The sequence below is a fragment of the Brevibacterium sp. ACRRH genome (genome assembly GCF_022346365.1).
Lineage (GTDB): Bacteria > Actinomycetota > Actinomycetes > Actinomycetales > Brevibacteriaceae > Brevibacterium > Brevibacterium paucivorans.
Map to the genome: position 1 here is coordinate 293,318 of NZ_JAKRMN010000001.1, position 23,501 is coordinate 316,818.

The window sequence follows — 23,501 nt, forward strand, 5'->3', positions numbered from 1 at the left end:
TGCGAAGCACGGTATAATATTCGAACAACACGCGTATTTACGGACTCGCTTGAAGCGGGTTCGCCACTGTATTTACGAACTGTATTTACCACCGGCCCAGCATCTGGGCCATTGTTTTTGCTGAAGGAAGGAGGCCGCATGACCGGTGACAGACAAGACCGCGTACCTCAACGACCGTCGACCATGACGGGGGCGGACTTCCTTCTGGCCGTGTTAGCGCTGGTCTTCTCGATCGCAGGAGCGTTAGCAGTAGCCGCGGTGGTTCTCATGGGAGTACGAGACCATACGCCGCCTACATTCCTGATGGCCATTGCATATGTCGCCTCGCCACTCGGAATTCTGTTACTGGGTGTGCTGTGGGTCCGCATGGTCATGAAGCGTCGCAAAGCGTAAATCTCTTCCTTCTGTATCTTCAAGATTCTTATCTCATCTCCGAAAGGAAACAATTATGCCTATTGGTCGTGTTAAATGGTTTGACCAAGAAAAAGGATTCGGCTTTGTCACAAGCGACGAAGGCGACATGTTCTTGCACCAGTCAGCTCTTCCAGACGGTGTGAAAGTAGCGCCCGGAACACGTCTCGAATTCGACGTTGTTGACGGGCGTCGCGGAAAGCAGGTTCTCAAGGCTCGCCTTGTGGACGGACCCAAGCGGAACCGTGACCCCAAGAAGTCTGCCGATATGATCGATGATGTCATTACACTGCTTGAAGACACTTCGGCGGGACTTCGTCAGGGCCGATTCCCTGACCCTGTGTTCTCGAATAAGGTCGCTGAAGTGCTCAGGCACATCGCAGACGACCTGGAGGGCTAATGAGCGGTCTGTTTACCGCATGGCTCGAATCTGTGGATCCTGGCTCCACGATGGAACTGGACCCAGTACTCGAGAACGCTGTCGACATTGCGCGGCGGGCACTTCTTGACGTTGTACCCGCCGAGGTCGTGGGTGAGCACATCGGTGTCACCTGCGAAGCGCGGTGTAGCGCCACCCACACGTTCGCGTGTTTGGATCCGGCGTACCCCGGGTGGGCGTGGACGGCCGTCATTGCGCGTGCCCCAGAAGAAGATGCTCCCGTCACCGTGTGTGAAACTGCTTTGTTGCCCGGTGACCAAGCCTTGACAGCGCCCAAGTGGGTCCCCTGGCAAGACCGTATCCAGCCAGGTGACCTGGGCGTGCGGGACGTCTTGCCAAAGAAAGACTTTGACGACAACTTAGAAGGTGGCTTCGAGCAGGTCGAGGTGGTCGCAGGCGACAACGTCGACCAGATTCCTAACTATGAACTGGGTCTGGGGCGTGTGCGCGTCCTGTCACCAACAGGTCTGACACGTGCCGCTTCCCGGTGGGAGCGTTCCGAGTCTGGTTCCGAGGGTGACTATGCGCGCCACGCGTCCGCGCACTGCTCCACGTGCGGGTACCTGTTGCCGATCGCGGGTTCGTTGCGTATGCAATTTGGTGTGTGTACCAACGAGTGGTCGCCGTTTGATGGGCGAGTGGTGTCGCTGGACGCAGGGTGTGGTGCGCACTCAGAAACTGATGCGCGTAAACGCCGCGATGAAACACCGCAAGCGGTTGTCGACGACAAGGTCGAACACTTCGACATGGTGGACACCTCGGGATCAGAAACTTCAACAGTCTCCGATGACACCGCCCAGGGCAACCAAACGGAACACTGACGTAGAGTACGTAAATAAACGGTTGTGGACGACCGCTTAAAGGGGAGCGGGTAGGAGGACACGCGCAATGGGGGCGGGCACATGAGCTCGACATTCCGCTCATTGAGCGAGCCCAATTACCGGAACTGGTTCGCAGCAGCTCTTACCTCTAACACCGGTATGTGGATGCAACGCACCGCCCAAGACTGGTTGGTGCTCACCGAACTTACGGACCACAACGCCACTGCCTTGGGTATTGGTATGGCGTTGCAACTGGGTCCCCAGCTTCTCTTATTCCCGTTTGCTGGGGCGATAGCCGACCGATTCAGTAAACGCGGGGTACTCATGATCACGCAGGCTCTTCTAGGGGCCAGCGGTTTTGTCTTGCTGACTCTGTACCTAACCGGTGCGCTGACCATCTGGTGGGTGTACGGCATGTCTCTGTTCTTGGGCTTGGTCATGTGCGTGGACGCCCCAACCCGCCAGTCTTTCGTTTCAGAACTCGTGGGCGACCGCCTGCTACCCAACGCCGTTTCACTGAACTCAGCGTCCTTCAACGGGGCCCGCTTATTGGGTCCCGGGGTCGCGGGACTTTTGACCGCCTCGGTAGGGGCAGGAGTCGTGTTTGCGATCAGTGGCGTGGGCTATATTGCCACCCTGGCAGTGCTCATCTCACTAGATAAGTCTCGCCTGCACCCTTCGCCCAGATCCAAGGTCCGCGGTCTGAAATCTGTAGTGGGTGGTTTCAAATACATCAAAACACGCCCCGACATTGTGGTGGTCTTGTCGATCCTGTTCGTGATTTCGAGCTTGGGATTCAACTTCAATATCTTTTCCGCCACGATGGCGCGCGTGGAGTTCGGAAAGGACGCCGCTGGTTTTGGGCTCTTGTCCTCGATCATTGCGATTGGGTCAGTCGCAGGTGCTCTACGCTCGGCTAGCCGCGAAAAACCCAGGCTGCGATACGTGTTTTGGGCTGCCGGCGGATTCGGTTTTGTGGGGATTCTGGCTTCGGTCGCACCCACATATGAACTGTTTGCGATCACGCTTGTGGGGGTTGGGTTTGTCACCATCACAATGCTGACGTCAGCCAATGGTTTTGTGCAGACCACAATTCCGGCACACGTGCGAGGTCGCGTCATGTCCATGTACACGGCAGTTCTCATGGGTGGGGGAGCCGTGGGTGCCCCGATCTCTGGGTTTATCGCAAACACATACGGGCCACGAATAGCGCTACTGGTAGCAGGGGCGTCGGGAGTCATCGGGATATCGATTGGTGCGATCTGGATGATGACGGCGAAGAACCTTCGCGTCCACCGGGCCCGTTCTCGCAGGCTGGTGTACTTCACGTACGACGGGCAACACCCTCACCCGTAGTCGCATTAGACTGTGTGCGACGAAAGGAACTCGAATGACCGCGATGATCATTGCGACCGTGCTGTGTGCCTTGGCCATTTGTGTGGGGCTGATGGGGATTGTGATCCCCGTTCTACCCGGCTCAATCCTCATTTGGATCGCCAGCCTGGTGTGGGCAATTTTTGCCAACACAGCTCCCACCTGGATCGTTTTTGCGGTCATCTCGCTGTGTATCGTTGCGGGAATGGCTTCATCGTGGGTGCTTACTGGTCGCAAACTCGCGAGCATGAAAATCCCCAAGTCCACCCTCCTCGTTTCGGGTGTCCTGGCTTTAGTGGGATTCTTTGTAATCCCGGTGGTAGGACTCCTGTTGGGCTTTGTCGTGGGCCTATTCGTGATGGAATATCAGCGTTTGAAAGACGCCTCGGCTGCGTGGTCGTCGTCGTGGGAGATCCTCAAAACAGCGGCACTGGGCATCGTCGTTGAGCTGAGCTTCGCATCGATCGCGGCGCTCGCCTTCGCTATTGGGTGCTTTGTCTACTTCACATAGCGCAGTCGCGCCCGGCTGCGTGTCTCTTAGCGGTTGTCCAGCACGTAATCGATGCACGCAAGAAGCGCCTTGACGTCTTCAGGCGGCACTGAGACGAACGTGGCGATGCGCAACTGATTGCGGCCTAGCTTCCGGTAAGGCTCGACATCGACAACTCCGGAGGCGCGCAAAGTCTTTGCCACCTCGGCGGCGTCTACCGAGTCATCGAAATCCACGGTACACACAACTGCGGAGCGGTCCTGCACCTCGGTCACAAACGGGGTGGTTTCACTGCGCTTCTCAGCCCAGTCGTACACCAGCTGCGATGACGTGCGGGTGCGCTCCGTAGCCCAGTCCAAGCCGCCGTGGGTGTTGATCCATTCGATCTGTTCGGCCAGGAGCAACAGAGTGGACACCGCGGGGGTGTTGTAGGTCTGGTTCTTCCGCGAATTATCGATGGCCGTCACCAGGTCCAGGGAAGCTGGAATCCAACGGCCGGACTCCTTGATTTCTTGTGCGCGCTGGAGGGCTCGCGGGCTCATGATCGCAACCCACAGGCCACCGTCGGAGCCCATGTTCTTTTGAGGTGCGAAGTAGTACACGTCGGTTTGGGAGATGTCTACGGGGAGGCCACCGGCGGCTGAAGTTGCGTCGACGACCACTAAAGCGTCGTCGTCAATTCCGTGGGGGCGGGCAATGTCGGTTGCCACACCCGTTGAGGTTTCGTTGTGGGGCCACGCGTACACGTCAACCCCGTCGGTTGCTTGCGGGATGGTTGCGGTGCCGGGCTGGGCGTCAAAAATGACGGAGTCTTCTAGGAATGGGGCCTGTGCTGTGGCTTTTGCGAACTTGGAACCGAACTCGCCAAACTGCGCGTGTGCGGCACGCGAACGTACCAGGCAGAACGTTGCGACGTCCCAAAAGCAGGTGGATCCGCCGTTGCCCAGGACTACTTCGTAACCTTCCGGGAGTGAGAACAGCCGGTGGAGACCCTCGCGGACGCGTTTGACCAGGTCCTTTACGGGGGCTTGCCGGTGCGAGGTGCCTAGGACTGTGCGTCCGGCTTGAGTGAGAGCGGTGATTTGTTCGTCGCGGATGCGAGCAGGTCCGGCGCCAAAGCGGCCGTCGCGGGGGAGCAGTTCAGGCGGGATGGGTTTAAAAGTAGTCTCAGTCACATTTTCAAGTGTAGGTCGCGTGGAAGGTGCGGGTGCGGGCGGGTCCGTATTTTGTGCTGGTGGCCGGGCGGTAGGGCGCAGGTGCCCCGGCGGTACTATTGGCCTATGAGTCATATTGAATCGCTTGCCACGACTCGAACCGAATACCAGGACAACGCATATGAGCTGGTGGGGGACAACCCGTTTGACCAGTTCAGCCGCTGGTATGAAGAAGTGGCCCAGCACGTGCACGAGCCCAACGCCATGGTGGTTTCGACTGTCGATGAAGACGGTCCGGATTCGCGCATTGTGTTGCTCAAGGAGTTCAGCCCGGACGGGTTCGTGTTCTTTACCAATTACGACTCGACGAAAGGACACCAGATCGCAGCAGACCCGCGGGTGGCGTTGGTGTTCCCGTGGCATTCGGCGCAGCGTCAGGTGCGCGTCCGAGGTGTAGCTGAGCGGGTTCCCGCCCAGCAGTCGGATGCGTACTTTGCGGTCAGGCCGCGGGGTTCGCAGATCGGTGCGATCGCGTCCCGGCAGTCCCAGCCGGTGGGTAGCCGCGCAGAGTTGGATGAGGCGTATGCCAGCGCCGAGGCGGCTGCTGGCGACCCGGTTACGCGGCCTGACAATTGGGGTGGGTACCTGGTGAAGGCGCACACGGTGGAATTTTGGCACGGGCGCGAAAGCCGGTTGCACGACCGCTTTCAGGTGAGGGCTTCACAGGTGACGCGTTTGGATGACCCGGAGGCGTGGACAGCGCAACGGCTGTTTCCATAAGTCGCAGAGTGTTCTGGCCGAATAAAAGATGCCTAGCGATTTATCGGTTTCTTAATAGAATGATGAAATGGACCACTGACCAAGTGGTAGTCATGAGCTGAGGGGTATTGTGAAGGACCTGATCGACACTACCGAGATGTACCTTAAGACCATTGTGGAGCTTGAGGAGCAAGGGATCAGGCCATTGCGTGCTCGTATTGCTGAACGTCTGGAACACTCTGGCCCCACGGTGTCTCAAACGGTTGCGCGTATGGAGCGTGACGAACTTCTGATTGTGGATTCTGACCGGAGTCTTGAACTCACGGACTCGGGGCGTCAGTTGGCTACTTCGGTGATGCGTAAACACCGGTTAGCTGAGCGGCTCTTGTTCGATGTGATCGGGTTGGATTGGGAACTCGTTCACGATGAAGCGTGCCGGTGGGAGCACGTGATGAGTCGACAGGTAGAAGAGCGCTTAGTGAAGATGTTGCCGTCAACTGCGACCAGTCCGTATGGCAATCCCATTCCGGGGTTGGAGGATCTGGGGGTCGAAACTGAAGCGGGTTCCCAGGCGCGTCCGCTGACGGACGTGGTCGCTAAAGATAAAGACGTGACGGTGAAGATTCAGTGGCTAGGCGAACCACTTCAGGTGGACACGTTTTTGTTGGGCCAGTTCAAACGCACGGGCATTGTGCCGGACGCAGTTGCATCCCTGCGGGTCAATGGCGAGTACTTGACGTTGAGCGTTGAAGGTGAACCGGAGGTCTTGGACTTGCCACCGGAGACCGCCGACAACGTGTTTGTCACCGTGGTGTGACAAGCGACGCGATCCATTCGCGTGTAAGCACCACTGCGGAATCAGGCAACGCTACGTGCGTCAGCTCAGTCCCACAGCGGTGCATACGACATAATTTCCTCTACTTCCGGTACTTCTTGAGTTCGTGGCGGGCAATGGTCATCTTGTGAACCTCGTCTGGTCCATCAGCAAGGCGCAAGGTACGCATGTGCGAGTACATCGAGGCCAGCGGGAAGTCGTTCGTGACACCGCCACCTCCGTGCACCTGGATCGCACGGTCAATGACCTTCAACGCCATGACAGGGGCTGCGACCTTAATCTCTGAAATGAGCGTGCGCGCCACCTTGTTACCCACCGTGTCCATCAAGTGCGCTGCGTGCAGGGTCAGCAGGCGCGCCTGGTCAATCTCAATACGCGACTCAGCAATCCAGTCCTGAATGTTCGCGCGCTGCGACAGCTTCTGACCAAAGGTCACACGCTCCTCAGCGCGCTTACACATGAGCTCAAGTGCGCGTTCGGCACACCCAATCGCACGCATGCAGTGGTGGATGCGGCCCGGTCCCAAACGAGCCTGGCTGATCGCGAACCCTTCACCCTCGCCCTTGAGAACGTCCTTAGCCGGCACGCGCACCTGGTCGAAAACCACCTCGGCGTGGCCCTCACGGTCGTCATACCCAAACACCGGCAGGTTGCGCACAATGGTGACGCCGGGAGCGTCAGCTGGCACGACCATCATGGACTGCTGGCGGTGAGTGTCAGCGTTAGGGTCAGTCTTGCCCATCACGATGAACACGCCCAGGTTGGGGTGCATCGCGTTGGACGCGAACCACTTGCGACCGTCCAGAATGTACTCGTCGCCGTCCTTCTTCATGAGCAACTCAATGTTGGTCGCATCCGAGCTGGCCACGGCAGGCTCCGTCATCGCGAAGGCCGACGCCATGGTCCCGTCCAGCAGCGGCTTCAGGTACTTTTCCTTGTGCTCATCGGTCCCAAACAGCGTGAACACTTCCATGTTCCCCGTGTCGGGAGCGTTACAGTTGATCGCTTCAGGCGCGATTTCAATCGAGCGGCCGGTGATCTCAGCTAGCGGCGCGTACTCCGAGTTGGTCAGGCCCGGCCCCCACTCCGGGTGCGGGTGAAACAGGTTCCACAGGCCCTGGGACTTCGCTTCAGCCTTGAGGTCCTCCAGAACCTGCGGCATGCCGTGCGGCCCAACTTCGCGCATCTGTTCGCGGTACACCGGTTCGGCAGGGTACACGAACTCGTCCATGAACGCGTTGAGGCGCCCTTCGTAGTCTTTTCCACGTTCGGTCTGTTCAAACATGTTTTACTCCTTGTGTTGGTTGGTGAGGGTGGTTTGGTAACGCTGCATTCCGCCGATCCAACGCTGGTAGTCAGACCCCTTCATGCGATACATGTCGAGAACTTCAGGGTGGGGCAGAACCAGGAACTCGTTGTTCTCAACCCCGTCGAGCACAATCTGTGCCACGTGCTGCGGTTCGTGGACTGGGCCCGCTTGCGTTACGGCCGCGGCTGCGACTTTTTCCGTGACGCTCTGTGCGGTTGTTCCAGCCTGGAGCATCGCGGTGTTGACTCCCATGGGGCACACACATGTGACGTTGATGCCGTCGTCGCCGTACGTGATGGCCAGCCATTCGGCGAATCCCACCGCCGCGTGCTTAGTAACGGAGTATTCCGCCTGCCCCAGTTGGGTGAGAAGCCCCGCCGCCGAGGCCGTCGACACAAAGTGCCCGCGTCCCCTTTCCTGCCACCCGGGGATCAGAAGCTTGGCCGCACGGATGTGCGCTCGCACGTTGACATCGATGGCGGTGTCCCAGCTTTCCTCGTCGCCGAGCCCTGACTGCCCCATGATTCCCGCGTTCGCGAAGAACAGGTCGACGGGGCCGTATTCTTTTTCGGTTTCAGCAATGAGTGCCTCGATTCCAGCGACTGTTGACACATCGCCGTGCCAACCGTGGCACCCTAGCTTTGCTGCCACCTCGGTCACCGCCTCGGAGGCGTCAGCTACAACCACGCGGGCACCCCGGCTGACGAGCTCCGCTGCCAGGGCCTGCCCAATCCCGCCGGCGCCCCCGGTCACGACCGCTACGTTTCCGTTTACTTCCATGTGATCTCCTCTTCGAGCCCAATGAAGTCTGTAGAAACATCTTCACCGATCGATCGCTCGGGAGCAAATATTGTTTTAGTATGTGAGTACCTAACCGCCATGCTTCAAAGGAGAATCGTGGAATTTGCACCGTTAAATCTCGCAACGCCGGTTTTCGACTTCGCGCGTAAAGACTCCGACCGCCTACAACTACGTGGGCCCTTGACGGAACCGCGCGTGGAAATCACCCGTGGACAGTTGGCCAGCTTGGTCGCGCGCCGCGCGCAGCAACTATCCACTGAGATGAACGAAGGGGACCGGTTGCTCCTCATCGCTCCCACCACACCAGAATTTGTGGTGGAATTCTTTGCCGCCCAATCAATTGGGCTAACAGTCGTGGCCGTCAACCCTCTGGCTACCTCGCGTGAAATCGACTACTTCATTGACGACTCCGGTGCTAATCGCGTCGTGGCGCACCCGGCCGTGGCGCAAGCAGGCCAGGAGTCCGCCGAAAAGGCCGGTATCGCGTTCGAACTCTGCCAACTGATCACACCGGCTGACCTCGCCGAACTTCCCCCGTTTGACGACTTCACCCCAGTCGAACGCAAGGGTGAGGACGTCGCGGTCCTGCTGTACACCTCGGGCACCACAGGACGCCCAAAGGGCGCCATGCTCACGGTGAGCAACCTGACCAACGCGGCCCGCATTGGTGGCATCGACTCGAAGATGACAGAAGACGACCGAGGTGGCACCTCCCTCCCGCTGTTCCACGTGTTCGGCTTGTCGTCCGTTCTCATGGTGGCGGTTGCGCACGGAACGCAGCTGACGCTGTTGCCCCGGTTTGACCCGGTTGAGCAGCTGAAGGTCATGAGTCACGACAAACTCACGGTGGTGTCCGGGGTCCCAACGATGTGGAACGCGATTGTGCACGCGCCAGAAGGTGACTACGACTTCTCCCATATGCGGTTCGCGCTCTCCGGAGGGGCGTCCGCGGCGGTTGAGCTCATTCGTAAGTTCGAGGAACGTTTTGGTGCGGTGCTCACGGAAGGGTATGGGTTGACGGAGACCTCGGCGATGGTGAGTATGAACCCGCTGGATGGTGTGCGTAAACCAGGGTCGGTGGGGTTGCCGTTGCCAGAACTCGAGTACTGCATTAAGGACCTGACCGGTGCCGAGGTGCCAGCAGGTGAGGTCGGTGAAGTGTGTTCGCGTGGCCCGGTGAATATGCCCGGCTACTGGAAACGAGAAGACGCTACGGCCCAAGCGATCGACGAAGACGGCTGGTTCCACACCGGGGACCTGGGGCGGGTCGATGAGGACGGATACCTATATATAGTGGACCGGCTCAAAGACCTGATCATCCACGGTGGATACAACGTGTACCCACGTGAGATCGAAGAAGCGATGTATGAACACCCTGGTGTTCTTGAGGCCGCGGTGCTGGGAACGGACGACGACCACTACGGCCAGATCGTCACGGCGGTTATTACGCCCATGCCGGGGGTCACGTTGACGGAAGAAGAAATCGAGAAGTTTGCCCGCGAGAGGCTTTCGGCGTACAAGATCCCGCGGATTATCAAGTTCGTGGACGCATTGCCTAAGGGACCAAGCGGGAAGATCCTCAAGCGCGCGATCGACGTGTCGCAGTTGTAAGGTGTGGAGGTCATAAAGGTGGCCGGTAGCAGTGTTGCTACCGGCCACGTTCTTGCTATGAAGCCACTGCTATGAGGCTATGACACGGGTTCGGTGTCCTCGCGCGAAACCTCCGGGTGGCGAGTTGCCTGCGCTGGTTTCTTTGCGTACAGGAACTCGCCCGGAACCGCGTGAGGGTCTTGCCTGACCCACTTGGGGTTGGTCTCTTTCAACAACACGGCGCTCACAACCGTGATGACCCCCATGATCATGACCATGACTGTCACGCCGTGCGTGGTTCCAGAAGACGCGATGAGTGAGGTCATGAGGATCGGTGTCGCACCGGAGATCAAAATCGCTGCGAGCTGGTAGGCAAGTGAAGCGCCAGAGAACCGCACCTCGGGTTCAAACAGCTCACCCAGGAACGCGGCCAGAGGCGCGTAGACCGCGCACTGGAACACCGACGAAACGCACACGGCTACTCCGAACAAGAAAATGTTTCCGGTGTTGATCAGCATGAAGTAAATCGGCACGAACAGGAAGATTCCTGCTCCACCAAAGATGATGACGGGTCGGCGACCGATTCGGTCTGACCACAGTGCCAAGAGCGGTGTGGTCGCGATCCCCACGACACACGCCAAAGCTCCGGCAATCAACATGTGAGTGCGGTCCAAGCCCAAGTAGTTCGCACCGTAGCTAAGAACACCAGCAATCGAAATGTAGAAAATGCAGTTGGTCGAAGCGAGAAGACCACAACCCAGCAGAATCGTTTTCCAGTGCTTCTTCACAGCGACCCACAGGGGTGCCTTGACGATTTGAGACTCAGTTTCGGAAGTCTTCTTCTCCAGCTCGCGGAACTCTGGGCTGTCTTCAACCTTGTGGTGGATAAACAAGACGACGGGGAAGAGAACTGCTGTGAACCAGAACGGAATGCGCCAGCCCCACGCGATGAACTGTTCTTGTGTGAGCGCATAGGTGGCAGTGATGAAAACGATGTTTCCCAGGAAAGCTCCTGCCGGAACGCCGATCTGGTTGAACGAGCCAGAGTATGCCCGGTTCTTAGGGCCAGCGGATTCGGTGAGGAGAAGGGCAAGCCCACCCCACTGACCGCCTGCGGCCAGACCTTGCGCAAACCGGCAAAGCCCAAGCGCGATCGGTGCGACCAAACCAATGTTCTCTGCGCCTGGCAAGCACCCGATGACAAATGTAGCTGCACCCATGACAAGGAGAGATACGACGACGATAGGTTTACGGCCGAATTTGTCGCCGTAGTGTCCGGCAATGACACCGCCAAGAGGTCGGGCGATAAAGCCTGCCCAGAATGTTGCGAAGCTCAGAAGGGTGGCAACCAGTGGACCTTCCGAGGGGAAGAACACATGTGGGAACACCAAAGCGGCTGCCGTTCCGTAGAGGAAGAAGTCGTACCACTCGATTGAGGATCCAACGACACCGGAGGCAAGAAGTTTTCGGTGCTTGAGGTGGTGTGCGTTAGGGGTGGCAGTTGCAGATGACGCGGTCATGGAAGCTCCTATCGCCTTTGATGAAAGCTCGTACCGATCGTTTGATCGGTTTGAATAAGTGTGACGCACGCCACCGAGTGAGTCAAGGGTTTGAAGTCGCGGCGTCGTGAAGTGTTGTTTTTCTGTGCGCTAGCGTCGGTGAGGGGGCGGTGATGATCCGCTTGAGGTAGAAAAGTAGAGCCGGATCACGCAAATATAACCACGGATCAAAATTCGTTATAAACTTTTTTATGTGCTCTGACCTGGAGTTATATAGAAAAATGCGTCCTATCTGTGCTCGGGTTGTAACTGAAATGTGACATTGGGGTTTCGTTCGGTTACAGTTTTCACTGTTGGATTTTGAACTGATCCACTCACGGGCTGCTACCGCTAGTCACACGGCCCAGTGAGAGTACCGATGAAAGTGGCGGCCTAGGGCTGGTAGATGGAGGAATCTCGTGGCTGGAAAGAAGATGGGACGTCACGGGTCTGACGCACGCGTCAAGACGCCGCTGACTGAACTCACTGAAGCACTGAACGCCAACTCAGGCGCAATGGGTAAGCGTGCAGCTGTTGTAGCTGCTGCTGGTGGTCTGCTCGTGACCGCTACTCTCCCTTCAACTGCTGACGCTAAAGACGATGCAACCGTTTCCGCGGATGCACCAAAGGCTGAAGAAGCTGAAACCTTCACCGCCCAGAAGGCAACTGCTGTAGCAGACGCTGACGTTGCTGACATCGCAACCGGTGTGGCTGCAAACGTCACCGCAAAGAAGGCTCCTGAACCAGTTGCTGAACCTTCCACCGATGACGCTGACGCTGACGCTAGTGCTCCTACCTCAAACAGCCGTTCCGGTGCCTCGGCTGCAGGTTCGTCGAGCTCGTCCTCCTCTTCCTCGAAGAAGAGCTCGAAGAGCTCCAAGTCCGAAGCTAACGAAGACGTTGCACTCCCAAGCGGATCAAAGGCACAGCAGGTTATCGCCCTGGCTCGCCAGTACGTCGGAACCCCTTACGTATCCGGCGGAACCAGCCCAAGCGGTTGGGACTGCTCCGGCTTCACCTCGTACGTATACGGCAAGGTGGGCGTGAAGTTGCCTCGCACCTCGGGTGCTCAGCGCGGCGCTGGAAAGACCGTGTCGCGTGCACAGGCCCAGCCTGGTGACATCATCTGGTCGCCTGGACACGTTGGTATCTACGCAGGTAACGGCATGATGTACGACGCAGGTAACCCACGCGTCAAGACCTCCTACCGCTCCATCGACTGGATGGTTCGCTCCGGAGCCACGTTCGTCCGCGTTCTCTAAGACTTCGCAGATGTGAAAGCGAAACCCCCGCGCAAATCGGTACAGCGCGGGGGTTTCGCGCATTCACGGTGAACTTTTGACAAACTGTTCGTAATTCTCTTCAAATCGGCGCCAACCGCAGGTAAATCGCGGTGCACGCCCGGTAATCTAGGTTCTGCTGAACATTTTCACTGCTCACGATGTAAGGAGGCCAGCATGCACAACCGCAGTGGTCGACTTATATCGTTTGCGGAACCCATACATTCGATAAGTGTGGAGCCCGTAAGTGGCTCCTGTCTGTCTTTAACGAGGCGTCGCGCTTTTGCGCGGCGCCTCGCGCGTTTTCCCATCCGCCTCAGGAGAAAAAAGTGAAAACACTGGTTCTTAACGCTGGCTATGAACCCATGTCGATCGTGTCCTTTAGGCGCGCGATTGTCCTGGTTTTGGCGGGCAAAGCCACCGTGCTGGCAAGCGAAGACATGCTCATTCGTAGCGCACACGTATCCATGGACCAGCCTTCGGTGATTCTGCTCAACCGGTATGTGCAACCACCTCGGGGGCGGACAACAGCGCTTTCCCGTAGGGGAGTGCTGCGACGTGACAAGAACCTGTGCGCGTACTGTGGCGAAGGCGCGAACACCGTGGACCACGTGCTTCCGCGTAGCCGAGGCGGCCAGAACTCGTGGACCAACCTGGTCGCATGCTGCCGCTCATGCAACAACGTGAAAGGAAACCGCACGCCAGAAGAGATGGGCTGGAAGCTCCTTTTCACTCCGGTGGCCCCACAAACCGGCCACTGGTGGTTGCGGGACATCGACAACCCGGCCGAACGCTGGTTGCCGTTCCTTGAACTGGCGCGCTCACCCGAGGTTGCAAAAACCGCCTAGACTGTCGCACCTCGGGCCCGGGGTGAGCCACGGGCGAACCCTCTTCGCTAGGGCACGTTTATCGACGCGCAACACATGTGCAACAGTCGTCGGGCAACCGTTGTCGTTTCGTAGCGGGTCGAACGCTGAGGAAAAAACCGGCAGGAGTAGACTGAAGGATAAGCGGTTTCGATCTGTAAGGAGTGCCCGTGTCGGAAGAGCAGATGACCACCGAAGTTGCCGATCCTGAAGCAATCATCGTTGGAATTGACGGTTCGAGTGCCAGCCGTAACGCGCTGACCTGGGCGATTGATGAAGCTCGGGCGCAGAAGAAGTCCATTCGACTTGTTGGCGCTTACACTGTCCCAAGCGTGGCTTCTGCGACCGTAGACGTATCGTATGTGCCCATCGACGACAGCGCGGTGCGCGCAACGGTTTCGGACTCGCTCAGAGAAGCGGCCTCGCTGGTCAAGGATGCAGGCGTCGAAGTTGAGGCGATCATCGAAATTGGTGACGCTGCCGGAGTTTTGGTTGAAGAATCAAAGCAGGGATCGCTGGCTGTGGTTGGGTCCCGCGGCCGAGGTGGTTTTGCCGGCCGTCTTTTGGGTACCGTGTCGTCGGCTTTGCCTGTTCACAGTCACTGCCCAACCGTAGTGATTCCGGTTTCGTGGTCGGACGACTCTGATCGCGCCCCTGAACAGACGGCTTCGCGTCCTATCCGCAATGCTGGCGGTGACTCGTTTGAAGAAACCATTGACGCCGACACGGTAACCGGGCCCGACTACACCGGCCAGGTAGTCGTAGGTATCGACTCGCTGGGCGCAGAGTCGCAAGCTCTGTGGGAAGCGGCTGAACTCGCTAATCGCCGAGGTAGCTCCCTGGTTTTGCTTGGCGTCATCACCACGACTGTTGTTGGGCCGGAATGGTTGCCTTCAACCGGTGACATGAAGCGTTACGTCGATAAAGGCGCTGACAAACTTGCGATCGCTGCGCAGGCTGTGCGCGAAAAGTACCCGGACCTTGACGTGAGCTGGTCGCTGTACGACGGTCAGCCGGCAGAAGCGCTGGTACGCGCCTCGGATACGGCGTCGGTTTTGGTTATTGGGTCCCGAGGTCGTGGCGGGTTTGCGGGTCTCCTTTTGGGATCGACTTCCCAGTCTGTTTTGCCGTACTCCAAGTGCCCCACCATGGTGGTTCGCGTTAAGCGCGAATCCTGAGGTTCGGTCCAGGTAACTCAAGAAGCTTTTATACATCGTCTGTATTGACGGAGGGTTTTCGTGCTGTTTAAAAAAGTGTTCGCATTGACGGCGCTTGTTGCGACCGTTCTTGCTGGTGGTGTTGCATGCACCTCCAACGTTAAGGAAGAGCGTGGTGAGCAAGGAGCCTCCACCTCATATGACGGTGTTCCCGAAAGTGTGAAGGAACGCTTGCAACGTTTGGCAATTGTGAAAAACAAAGAGGGTGTTTCCGTTGACGCTCAGCTAGTGGCGGTCAACGGCGCCGCGTCCCTGAACGAAGAGGTCGAGAAGTTCGCGCTCGACCAGCTTGAAGAAGGTGGCGCTTTCGCTGGTAAGAAGACCTTCACTCCAGCGCCCACACCTGCAAGCAAGCAGGCTGAGCTCGAGACGTTTATTCGTGAGCCTGACGAAAAGCCTGAAGGGTCCGATGACTCTACAGCGGAAGCCGGCGGTCTTACGGAACCAAATTCCACCTCGGAACCCGAGGGCGTAACAGGGGGCGCAACGGAAACTGACTCCACGTCGACAACGGAGCCTACCGAAAACGAAACCACTGCGCCGGGAGCTGAAGAAACAGCGGGGGCAGGCGACACCTCGGCCGATGGCGACGCCGACGTCACCCTGCGCAACGAGATCCTTTTTGCCGGCGGTAAATACGTGGTAAGCCGAGTTGAAGCACTGGTGAAGGGTGAACAGTCGGTGAAGTTGCTGGTCACGGACCTGGAAGCAGACAAGACTGTGCCGGCCAAAGACATGTTCACCGGTGAAACATTGCCAAGTGACGACGACCTGGATGACCTGACCTTTGGCAAGGACGCGTTGCCGTCCTATAAAGACCAGAAGAAAAAGTATGAAGAGCTTTCTGACCTGGGTAAAGAGGTCGCAGACAACGGGTCGAAGGATGTAGCGAAACTCGATGAGGACAGCGAAGAAGGTTCCGGCTTTTCATGTGCGCTGGCGGCCTGCGTGGCCTTGACCTACGATGACGGTCCTGGTGGAAACGACCTCACGGATCGTCTGATTAAGTCGTACAAGAAGCACAACGCGCGCGCCACGTTCTTTGTCATTGGCAAGAACGTGAAGGAATACCCTGAGGAAGTTAAACGAATGGTTGATGCGGGGCACGAAGTGGGTAACCACTCGTACACGCACCCGATTCTCAGCAAGATTGGTGCTAAGAAGGCAGATAAGGAGATCGCCGACACTGACGCAGCGCTTGAAGACGCAGGGCTCGAGAAGCCGACGCTCCTGCGACCACCGTACGGTGCCACCAATCGCAAGGTCGATGAGATTGCAGGCGATTATGACAAACGCGTGATCATGTGGGACGTTGATACGCTCGACTGGAAGACTAAGTCAACACCCAAGACGGTCGCGGCCGTCAAGAACAACGTACACCCTGGTTCGATTGTTCTTATGCACTCGATTCACCAGCCGAGCGTTGATGCGACAGATGACATTCTGAAGTTCCTGGAAAACCAGGGCTACTCGATGGTGACCGTGTCTGAGCTGTACCGTGGTTCGAAGTTTGATGCGGGGAAAGAATACTTCTGCAAGGGCTCTCACATGGAGATGTGTTCAACCCCGGACCACCCCTACGTCACGAAAAACTCGTAACCGTAGGGCCGAGCGTACGGTTTACGTGTGACAGAGATTATATTGACAGGTCCCCTTCATTTTAATTTGAATGTTTAGTGGACAAGTCACTGCTTATGTAGGGCGTGCCTACTAGGAAAGGACGATTATGGGACTTCTCTGGTCGATTATTTCGTGGATTATTATTGGTGGTCTGATTGGGCTTATCGCCCGTGCTGTTATGCCAGGTAAGCAGGGCATGGGCTTCATGATGACTGTGATTCTGGGTGTTGTTGGTGCCATCGTGGGTGGCTTCATCGGTGGCTTGCTCGGTGGTGACGGCGTTTCGGGAATCATGAACAACCCGTGGAGCCTGGGAACCATCCTGTTGGCTGTTATCGGTGCGCTAATCGTGATGGTTATTTACGGTTTCTTGGCGCGTAAAGCTAACGACTAATTCGCTAGCTAACGCTCAAAGTGGCTCCGGCATTGAATTGCCGGGGCCACTTTTGTGTTCGGGCTACGTGGGGTCCTTGTGATGCTCTTTAGCGGCAGTCCAAAAGGCGCAAAGCGAGCGAAACTACGCTATATAATGCGCCGTCTTGCTCGCTTTGCGCCGTCAAGACTTGGCTAAATCACCCTGAGTGCTTCACTCGGGCTGATCTACCGGGCGCACGTGACTCACCATGCAGGTGTAGCGACCACACAAAAAATCGTTTAGCCAACACAAGCCGAAATGCTGTGTTGACTAACTACCAATTTAGTTCGTTTTTTTCACGTTTTCGGCCCAAAATCTGTCCATTACCCACCACAACTAAAGAAAATCATCTGGCTTGTGGTGAGTAACTGGGCGTTATAGACCAACAAACACAAACGCCGCAAAGCTAGAACAGGGTTCTAGCCTTGCGGACTATTTGCGGACTGAGGGCGATTATTCGCGGGATACTGAATAGCTAAGTGAGCGTTTCCCCTGGTCAGATGGTGCGCCCCCGGCGTGATTCGAACACGCGACACCGGCTTTAGGAGAGCCGTGCTCTATCCCCTGAGCTACGGGGGCAACTAGACCAGGCAATACTACCAGGTCGTCGGATTTACGTATAAGTGCCGGTTGCGCAAAGTGAGTGTGACGGCGCAATATATTGCGCCGTCACGCTCACTTTGCGAGGTGTGGCTTTACAGCAGTTCCAGGATCGTGGCGTTGGCCTGGCCGCCACCCTCACACATCGACTGCAGGCCGTACTTAATGTTGTTGTTCACCATGTTGTGAATCATGGTGGACATGAGGCGGGCACCCGATCCACCCAGCGGGTGGCCCAGCGCAATTGCGCCACCGTGTGGGTTCAGCAAGTCAGGGTTAGCGCCCGTTTCCTTCAACCACGCCAGTGGAACAGGGGCGAATGCTTCGTTGATTTCAAACGTGCCAATGTCGTTGATCGACAGACCGGACTTCTTGAGTGCCTTCTCCGTTGCTGGGATAGGCGCGGTGAGCATCATGATTGGGTCGGCGCCGGCCAGCACAGCAGTGTGAACACGCACCAGTGGGGTGAGGCCCAGTTCCTTAGCGCGCTGCGAGCTCATGACCAGCATGGCTGCGGAGCCGTCGGAAATCTGCGACGCGTTACCAGCGTGAATAACACCGTCTTCCTTGAACACGGTCTGGAGCTTCGCCAGCTTCTCGACGCTACCACCTCGGCGGATGCCCTCATCAACGGATACGGTGCCGTTTTCAGTTTCCACCGGAATGATCTGGGACTCGAATGCACCGGCGTCAGTTGCGGCAGCTGCGAGTTCGTGTGAACGCACCGCAAACTCGTCCAGCTCGGTACGCGAGAAGCCCCACTTTTCAGCGATCATTTCCGCGCCGATTCCCTGGTTGGGGTCGTCTCCTTGGTAACGGTCCTTGAACTTGGTGCCGTAGGGCGACTTACCCATCGAGGACGAGAACATGGGGTTGCGTGACATGGACTCGACGCCACCGGCGATCGCGATGTCGTACTGACCAGAAGCCACTCCAGCGGCAGCAAAGTGCAGTGCCTGTTGCGACGATCCACACTGGCGGTCAACCGTCACACCCGTGACGGATTCGGGAAGTCCGGCGGACAGTGCTGCGGTGCGTGCGATGTCACCGGTCTGCTCGCCGGCCTGCGTGACACAGCCCCAGATAACGTCGTCAATGAGGTTGGGGTCAATGCCAGTGGTCGAAACGATATCTTCAATTACCAGGGCAGAAAGGTCTGCCGGGTGGATTCCACTGAGCATTCCTTCGCGCTTACCGGTGGGGGTGCGGCGAGCGGCAACAATAACTGCGTCGTTCATTTTTCTCCTCGTGCGGTAGAACCTATCCCGGCCAAGCTTATGCGCTAAGTCACATATTCATGAAACGTTGTCCAAGGTATGGAGATGGCGGTGTGGCACCACTAAGCAAGACTTGAAAACCGATAGTGTTGCGATGTGTCTATGAGCAATTCCTCTATCAACTCTGCAGTCGCCGAGTGGAACGAACGTGCCACAAAAATCGGTGGCCGAGACACGATGCTCAACTTCCGTGACTCGCGTGACGGCTCACTCGATCTCTCTGGCGCTCACCCTTCCGGCGTGGCACAGCTACTTGCCGGGCGTGCCACGCGCCTGTCCAGCCTCATTCGCAACGCGGAACAGCTTGCGGATGCACGTCGCCGGGTCAAATCAATCCGCCACAAAGCCGACCAGCTGTCCTATGAACGAGGAATCCACACCGCGCACTTAGCGATCGGTTTCGCTCAGTGGTCGCGTGACATCGACGGCACCCGCACCGACTTTTCCGCCCCTATTTTGTTGCGCCACGTTGAACTGGTGCCCCGCGGAACTAACGTCGAAGACTTCGAAATCACCCTGGCCAACGACACCGTCGTCAACCCGGCTTTGGTGGAGTACCTGCGCAAGCACCACGGTGTCCACATCGACACAGACGAATGGATCGCCTCCACGCAGGAGTCGCACGGTTTCGACCCCACCGGCGTGTACAAGCGACTGCGCACGGTAACCCGGTCGGTCCCGGGACTGCTCGTGGGCCAGCGCCTAGTGGTGTCCACATTCGCCAACATCACCACGCCGTTCGGACGCGACGACCTCCCCATGGACCACCCCGTCGTGCGCGCCCTGGCTGGTGACGCTGACGCTCGGGGCTCCCTGTCCCGAGGTCGTTCCAGTGACCCTGCACCTGCACCCGCTGCGGGGGAAGGGAAGGGAACCGCGGAGGCGGCGACGACCTCGGCGAAAAAACCACGACTGTCCGCAGGCGTTTCTGACGCCAACACGAAAAACCTCCCCACGCTGGGAGCGAACGCGGAGTCTGAAAACGCGGACGCGACGAAAGCGGCTGGCAGCAAGGCAGTTTCAGCGGCTAAGACCTCGGGTGAGAAAAAACAGAAGCGCTTGCGCAAGAGGCGCGAACTGCGCGCCTCGATGGCCGCGCAGACGACCCCGCGACTACCGGACCGTTCACCGTCCTCAGAATTCCTGGCACTTGACGTAGACGGCGACCAGCAAGCCGTTGTCGACGCGGCACTGGCGGGAGAGTCTCTCGTTGTCGACACGCCACCAGGAACGGGCAACACTCAGGTGGCCGCTGCGCTCGCCACCTCACTGGCTCACGCAGGCAAGAGCGTGCTTTACGTTGCGCAAAGCTCGGATGCGTTGGATGACCTCGCCACTCGACTCGACGACGCAGGTGTTCGTAACTTCGTCGTCGACGGTCGCGAACGCATGAGCGAGGTGAAGAAGCAACTCGTTTCACTCATCATTTCCGCGGAACGCAGCTCAAAACCCGAAAACACTGACCTGCTCAAGAAGCTCACCGACGCGCGCGACCGACTGAACGCGCACACAGCGTCACTGCACCAAGAGCGGCAGCCGTGGGGCACCTCGGTCTTTGCCACCCTGGAGCACCTTGCGGCGCTTACCGCCTCGGACCCGGGACCCTTGACCGACGTGCGGTTCGATGACCGTGTCATGAAGCTCAGCTCGGCTGCGCGCGACGCACTCAGAGACGAGTTGCTCAAACTATCCGACCTGGGCGCGTTCACGATGGATGTGGAAGACACCGTGTGGTTCGGGGCGCGATTCGCTAACAACGAAGACGCCGAAACCGCACGCGCTACCGCCGAACGAGCCGCCCGCCTGGTCACAGACCTGACGAAGCAAACTGAACCCGTTTTGCGCGCGGCTGGAATGAACCCGGCACGCAACGTCGACGAATGGGGCGCGTGCCTCAAGACGATCGTTGACGTGTCGCGCCTGCTCAAACGGTTCAAAGAGCAGGTGTTCGATGCCAACCTGGAAGAGCTCATCGCAGCGACTGGTTCAGGGCAGTACCGCAGGGAACATAACATCGACCAGGGCATGTTTGAACGTGGTCGTTTGAAGAAAGAAGCTGCGTCACTCACGCGCGGACCCGTTGCCGACCTGCACGAAGAACTTCAGAACGTGCGCGAACTGCGCGACCAGTGGTACCGGCTCACGCGCGACACGTCCCAGGCGCCGCGGGCCGTTGACGGTGCAGTTGAAGCGTTCGACGTGTACCAGGAACTCGAGATCAAGTTGCGGCAACTCGACCCCATCATGGACGACACCCCTGACGGTGGCGACCTGGGACGCATGCTGGTCGAGGAACTCCAAGCCCGCTTGAGTGCGATGGGTGAAGACCGGGCGGCGCTGGCAGATTTGCCGGCGCGCACCTCGGCGGATGACAAGCTGCGAGAGGCCGGACTGGGTGACCTTCTGGATGACCTGCGCGCACGCAAGGTGCGTCACGCGGGAGTGGGAGCCGAATTCGACCTGGCCTACTGGGCAACCGTGTTGCAGCAGATGGCCGCGGCTGACACACAGATCAGTGGCCACGACACCCGTGCGTTGGACAGTTTGGCTCGAGAATTCCGCGAAGCCGACCGTGAGTTCGTGAAATCCGGTGGCGAACGCCTCATGTACGCTCACGCTGCGGGGTGGCGTCGCGCTATCGCAAGCTTCAAGGCCGAAGCAGAAAGCGTGCGCACAGCGCTACGCGCTCCTCACCTGCACATTCGACAGCTCGCGCTTGAAGCGCCTCGCGTGCTGTCGGCGTTGGCACCAGTGTGGATGATGAGCCCGTTTGAAGTGCCAAACGTGTTTGCGACTCAAGACTTTTTCGACGTGGTCATCATTGCCGACGCGGCTCGTCTGTCGGTGCCCGAGGCACTGCCGTCAATTGTGCGAGCACGCCAAGTTGTGGCTCTAGGGGACCCGAGGTTGCCTGGTCCTAAGCCGTTCTCGGTGAGTGTGAATAGGCACGCTGTTCCTGCAGAGCCCAGCTCATCGAGCGTGTTCACCGAATTGGCTGAGTTCCTTCCGCTGAAGGGGCTGCGCACGTACCACCGATCTGCCCCACAAGGGTTGCTGGACCTGGTCAATGGGCACTTCTATGAGTCGGCTATTTCGTCTTTGCCTACTGCACGTACCAGCGAAGGCAGCGGTCTGGAGTTTGCTTACGTTCCCGATGCGACGGGTGTACCGGATTCGGTGACCGGCCAAGTGGAGAGCCCTGACCAGGAAGTTTCGCGTGTTGTTGACCTGGTTTTGCGTCACGCGCGAACCAAACCACGCCAGTCGCTTGCAGTCATCACCTTGACACCGTGGCACGCGCAACGTGTTGCGTCGGCGGTTCAGTCTGCGATCAGACAGTACCCGTACGTGGCGTCGTTCTTTACCGACACCACAAAGGAACCGTTTGTTGTCACCGATGTTGAGCGTGTTCAAGGTTTTGCACGCGACGCAGTGATTTTCTCCGTGGGTTACGGACGCACCTTGCAGGGTCGTGTCCTGTATAACTTTGGGTCGCTCGAACAGCCGGACAGCGAAAAGCTCTTGGCTTCAATTGTCACTCGTGCGCGCCAGAAACTGACGTTGGTGTCCAGCTACGGACCTACAGACTTAGAACGTTCGCGCCTCAAGCACGGCGCACGGTATTTGCTTGAGTTGATTTCGACGGTCGTGGCGACGTCGCGCAGTGAAGCGACACGCACCGGCGAACAGGAATCGGCTGGTGCGCGTGGCATGCGAGACGCGGGTGGTGCCACAGGTGCGACGAATGCGCAAAACCCACTTGTCAACGACATTGCTGAACGTATGCGCAAGCTGGGCGCGCACCCTATTGTGAACTACCACGGGATTGATATTGCAGTGCCGGTTGGCAAGACCGTGGATCAGGGCATGGTGCTGGCGATCGAAACCGACGGCCCTGCTTACGCATCGACGCCAAGCGTGCGCGAACGTGAACGCCTACGCCGTGACTCGCTTGAACGCCGTGGCTGGACCTGTGCGCGCATGTGGTCGATGGACGCATTTGCCAATCCGCAAGCGGTCGCCAAGCGCATGTATGACCTGTGGCGTGATTCCGTGGAAGCACACTCGCCACAGTCGGTTTTGGACGCCGCGCGTGCGGCTTCAGTTGTCACCGGGCGTCGCGGGTCCCGACCCAAAGTGACCCCGGGGTTGCCCCTGCACGCGTACTCTGAGACCGAGCTCCACCAGATGCTCGAGTGGATTCAGTCGGATAACCAGTTCCGTGATGATGCTGAACTTGAACACCAGTTGCAGACGGCTCTGGCTTACCGTGGGCACACTGATCTCAACGACACGATTGCTAGGGCTGTGCGCCGCTACCGTGAGGCGCAGGCACGTGCCAAGGCCGTGTTTGAAGAGCAGTCGCAGGAGGGTGCTGCAACCAGCCCAGGTGACGAGGGCCGGGAGCTTGACCAGGACGAGGTCATGCCCACATATGACACGGGCGTATTGCGGGACGAGGACTTGATCGACGCCGGGCTTCGCGAAGAAGAGCGAGAAAACGAGCGTGACGACTCGTAACGGAAATTCGGACGAACAGTCAGAGGCACAGCGCCGGAAACGAGCTCAACTAGCCAAAGAAAGGTACCGGCGACTGTTGGGTAACCGGTCGGGAGAAACCGCTGCGAGTGACTCTGGTTTGTCGCACGAGAAGCCACCTCACTGGGGCGACCAGTTGTTTACGCGCCCCGATCGTGGGTAAACA

General features: G+C 58.2%; 20 protein-coding genes and 1 tRNA gene. 15 read left to right on the top strand and 6 right to left on the bottom strand.

The features are described from left to right. Nucleotides 1–138 precede the first annotated feature (138 nt). From MHX53_RS01345 to MHX53_RS01365, 5 genes are all read left to right on the top strand, one after another. Nucleotides 139–393 (top strand): hypothetical protein, encoded by a 255-nt coding sequence (locus tag MHX53_RS01345; protein ID WP_239270975.1) that lies wholly within the window; start codon nucleotides 139–141, stop codon nucleotides 391–393. 55 nt (nucleotides 394–448) lie between these two features. Beyond that, on the top strand, nucleotides 449–811 hold the full coding sequence (locus tag MHX53_RS01350; protein WP_102239088.1) for a cold shock domain-containing protein: 363 nt from the start codon (nucleotides 449–451) through the stop codon (nucleotides 809–811). Beyond that, nucleotides 811–1,671 (top strand): DUF3027 domain-containing protein, encoded by an 861-nt coding sequence (locus MHX53_RS01355; protein WP_239270976.1) that lies wholly within the window; start codon nucleotides 811–813, stop codon nucleotides 1,669–1,671. The genes MHX53_RS01350 and MHX53_RS01355 overlap by 1 nt, the downstream gene beginning before the upstream one ends. Before the next feature lie 81 nt (nucleotides 1,672–1,752). Further along, on the top strand, nucleotides 1,753–3,027 hold the full coding sequence (locus MHX53_RS01360; protein ID WP_239270977.1) for an MFS transporter: 1,275 nt from the start codon (nucleotides 1,753–1,755) through the stop codon (nucleotides 3,025–3,027). Between the two features lie 34 nt (nucleotides 3,028–3,061). After that, nucleotides 3,062–3,556, top strand: coding sequence for a DUF456 domain-containing protein (locus MHX53_RS01365; protein WP_239270978.1), 495 nt, complete (start codon nucleotides 3,062–3,064; stop codon nucleotides 3,554–3,556). Between the two features lie 26 nt (nucleotides 3,557–3,582). On the opposite strand, the gene serC is transcribed toward MHX53_RS01365, so the two are convergent. After that, the gene (gene serC, locus MHX53_RS01370; RefSeq protein ID WP_239270979.1) at nucleotides 3,583–4,710 is read right to left on the bottom strand and encodes a phosphoserine transaminase; all 1,128 of its coding nucleotides are present in this window, start codon (nucleotides 4,708–4,710) and stop codon (nucleotides 3,583–3,585) included. A gap of 105 nt (nucleotides 4,711–4,815) precedes the next feature. Here serC and pdxH point away from each other — a divergent pair, with 105 nt between their 5' ends. Both pdxH and MHX53_RS01380 read left to right on the top strand, forming a co-directional pair. Then, nucleotides 4,816–5,469, top strand: a complete 654-nt coding sequence (gene pdxH, locus MHX53_RS01375) for a pyridoxamine 5'-phosphate oxidase (RefSeq protein WP_239270980.1) — start codon at nucleotides 4,816–4,818, stop codon at nucleotides 5,467–5,469. 109 nt (nucleotides 5,470–5,578) lie between these two features. Next, nucleotides 5,579–6,265: a metal-dependent transcriptional regulator gene (locus MHX53_RS01380; protein ID WP_239270981.1), complete on the top strand. Its 687-nt coding sequence runs from the start codon at nucleotides 5,579–5,581 to the stop codon at nucleotides 6,263–6,265. 100 nt (nucleotides 6,266–6,365) lie between these two features. Here the strand turns inward: MHX53_RS01380 and MHX53_RS01385 are convergent, their stop codons facing one another. Together MHX53_RS01385 and MHX53_RS01390 are read right to left on the bottom strand one after the other, a co-directional pair. Further along, the gene (locus tag MHX53_RS01385; protein ID WP_102239095.1) at nucleotides 6,366–7,568 is read right to left on the bottom strand and encodes an acyl-CoA dehydrogenase family protein; all 1,203 of its coding nucleotides are present in this window, start codon (nucleotides 7,566–7,568) and stop codon (nucleotides 6,366–6,368) included. A 3-nt stretch (nucleotides 7,569–7,571) separates the two neighbouring features. Then, complete coding sequence (locus MHX53_RS01390; RefSeq protein ID WP_239270982.1) at nucleotides 7,572–8,372, bottom strand: SDR family oxidoreductase; 801 nt, start codon at nucleotides 8,370–8,372, stop codon at nucleotides 7,572–7,574. A gap of 117 nt (nucleotides 8,373–8,489) precedes the next feature. Between MHX53_RS01390 and MHX53_RS01395 the strand changes: the two genes are divergently transcribed. Next, complete coding sequence (locus MHX53_RS01395) at nucleotides 8,490–10,004, top strand: AMP-binding protein (RefSeq protein ID WP_239270983.1); 1,515 nt, start codon at nucleotides 8,490–8,492, stop codon at nucleotides 10,002–10,004. A 77-nt stretch (nucleotides 10,005–10,081) separates the two neighbouring features. On the opposite strand, the gene MHX53_RS01400 is transcribed toward MHX53_RS01395, so the two are convergent. After that, nucleotides 10,082–11,503: an MFS transporter gene (locus MHX53_RS01400; RefSeq protein ID WP_204514882.1), complete on the bottom strand. Its 1,422-nt coding sequence runs from the start codon at nucleotides 11,501–11,503 to the stop codon at nucleotides 10,082–10,084. Between the two features lie 437 nt (nucleotides 11,504–11,940). On the opposite strand from MHX53_RS01400, the gene MHX53_RS01405 reads away from it, so the two are divergent. The 5 genes from MHX53_RS01405 to MHX53_RS01425 all read left to right on the top strand — a co-directional run bounded on the left by MHX53_RS01405 (nucleotide 11,941) and on the right by MHX53_RS01425 (nucleotide 16,898). Next, complete coding sequence (locus tag MHX53_RS01405; protein ID WP_239270984.1) at nucleotides 11,941–12,783, top strand: C40 family peptidase; 843 nt, start codon at nucleotides 11,941–11,943, stop codon at nucleotides 12,781–12,783. A 347-nt stretch (nucleotides 12,784–13,130) separates the two neighbouring features. Further along, entirely contained in the window at nucleotides 13,131–13,649 is a 519-nt protein-coding gene (locus MHX53_RS01410; RefSeq protein ID WP_102239100.1) for an HNH endonuclease, read from the top strand. 188 nt (nucleotides 13,650–13,837) lie between these two features. Continuing rightward, entirely contained in the window at nucleotides 13,838–14,845 is a 1,008-nt protein-coding gene (locus tag MHX53_RS01415) for a universal stress protein (RefSeq protein ID WP_239270985.1), read from the top strand. Nucleotides 14,846–14,905: 60 nt separating this feature from the next. Further along, on the top strand, nucleotides 14,906–16,483 hold the full coding sequence (locus MHX53_RS01420; RefSeq protein WP_239270986.1) for a polysaccharide deacetylase family protein: 1,578 nt from the start codon (nucleotides 14,906–14,908) through the stop codon (nucleotides 16,481–16,483). Between the two features lie 127 nt (nucleotides 16,484–16,610). Continuing rightward, a complete protein-coding gene (locus MHX53_RS01425) occupies nucleotides 16,611–16,898 on the top strand; it encodes a GlsB/YeaQ/YmgE family stress response membrane protein (RefSeq protein WP_204514879.1) in 288 nt (95 codons plus the stop codon). 527 nt (nucleotides 16,899–17,425) lie between these two features. On the opposite strand, the gene MHX53_RS01430 is transcribed toward MHX53_RS01425, so the two are convergent. Together MHX53_RS01430 and MHX53_RS01435 are read right to left on the bottom strand one after the other, a co-directional pair. Continuing rightward, nucleotides 17,426–17,498 (bottom strand) — tRNA-Arg (locus tag MHX53_RS01430). Nucleotides 17,499–17,614: 116 nt separating this feature from the next. Beyond that, the gene (locus MHX53_RS01435) at nucleotides 17,615–18,757 is read right to left on the bottom strand and encodes a thiolase family protein (RefSeq protein WP_102239103.1); all 1,143 of its coding nucleotides are present in this window, start codon (nucleotides 18,755–18,757) and stop codon (nucleotides 17,615–17,617) included. Nucleotides 18,758–18,898: 141 nt separating this feature from the next. Here MHX53_RS01435 and MHX53_RS01440 point away from each other — a divergent pair, with 141 nt between their 5' ends. Together MHX53_RS01440 and MHX53_RS01445 are read left to right on the top strand one after the other, a co-directional pair. Beyond that, nucleotides 18,899–23,317: a DUF4011 domain-containing protein gene (locus MHX53_RS01440; protein WP_239270987.1), complete on the top strand. Its 4,419-nt coding sequence runs from the start codon at nucleotides 18,899–18,901 to the stop codon at nucleotides 23,315–23,317. Continuing rightward, complete coding sequence (locus tag MHX53_RS01445; RefSeq protein ID WP_239270988.1) at nucleotides 23,304–23,498, top strand: hypothetical protein; 195 nt, start codon at nucleotides 23,304–23,306, stop codon at nucleotides 23,496–23,498. Before MHX53_RS01440 ends, MHX53_RS01445 begins: the two co-directional genes overlap by 14 nt. The last annotated feature ends 3 nt before the right edge of the window (nucleotides 23,499–23,501 follow it).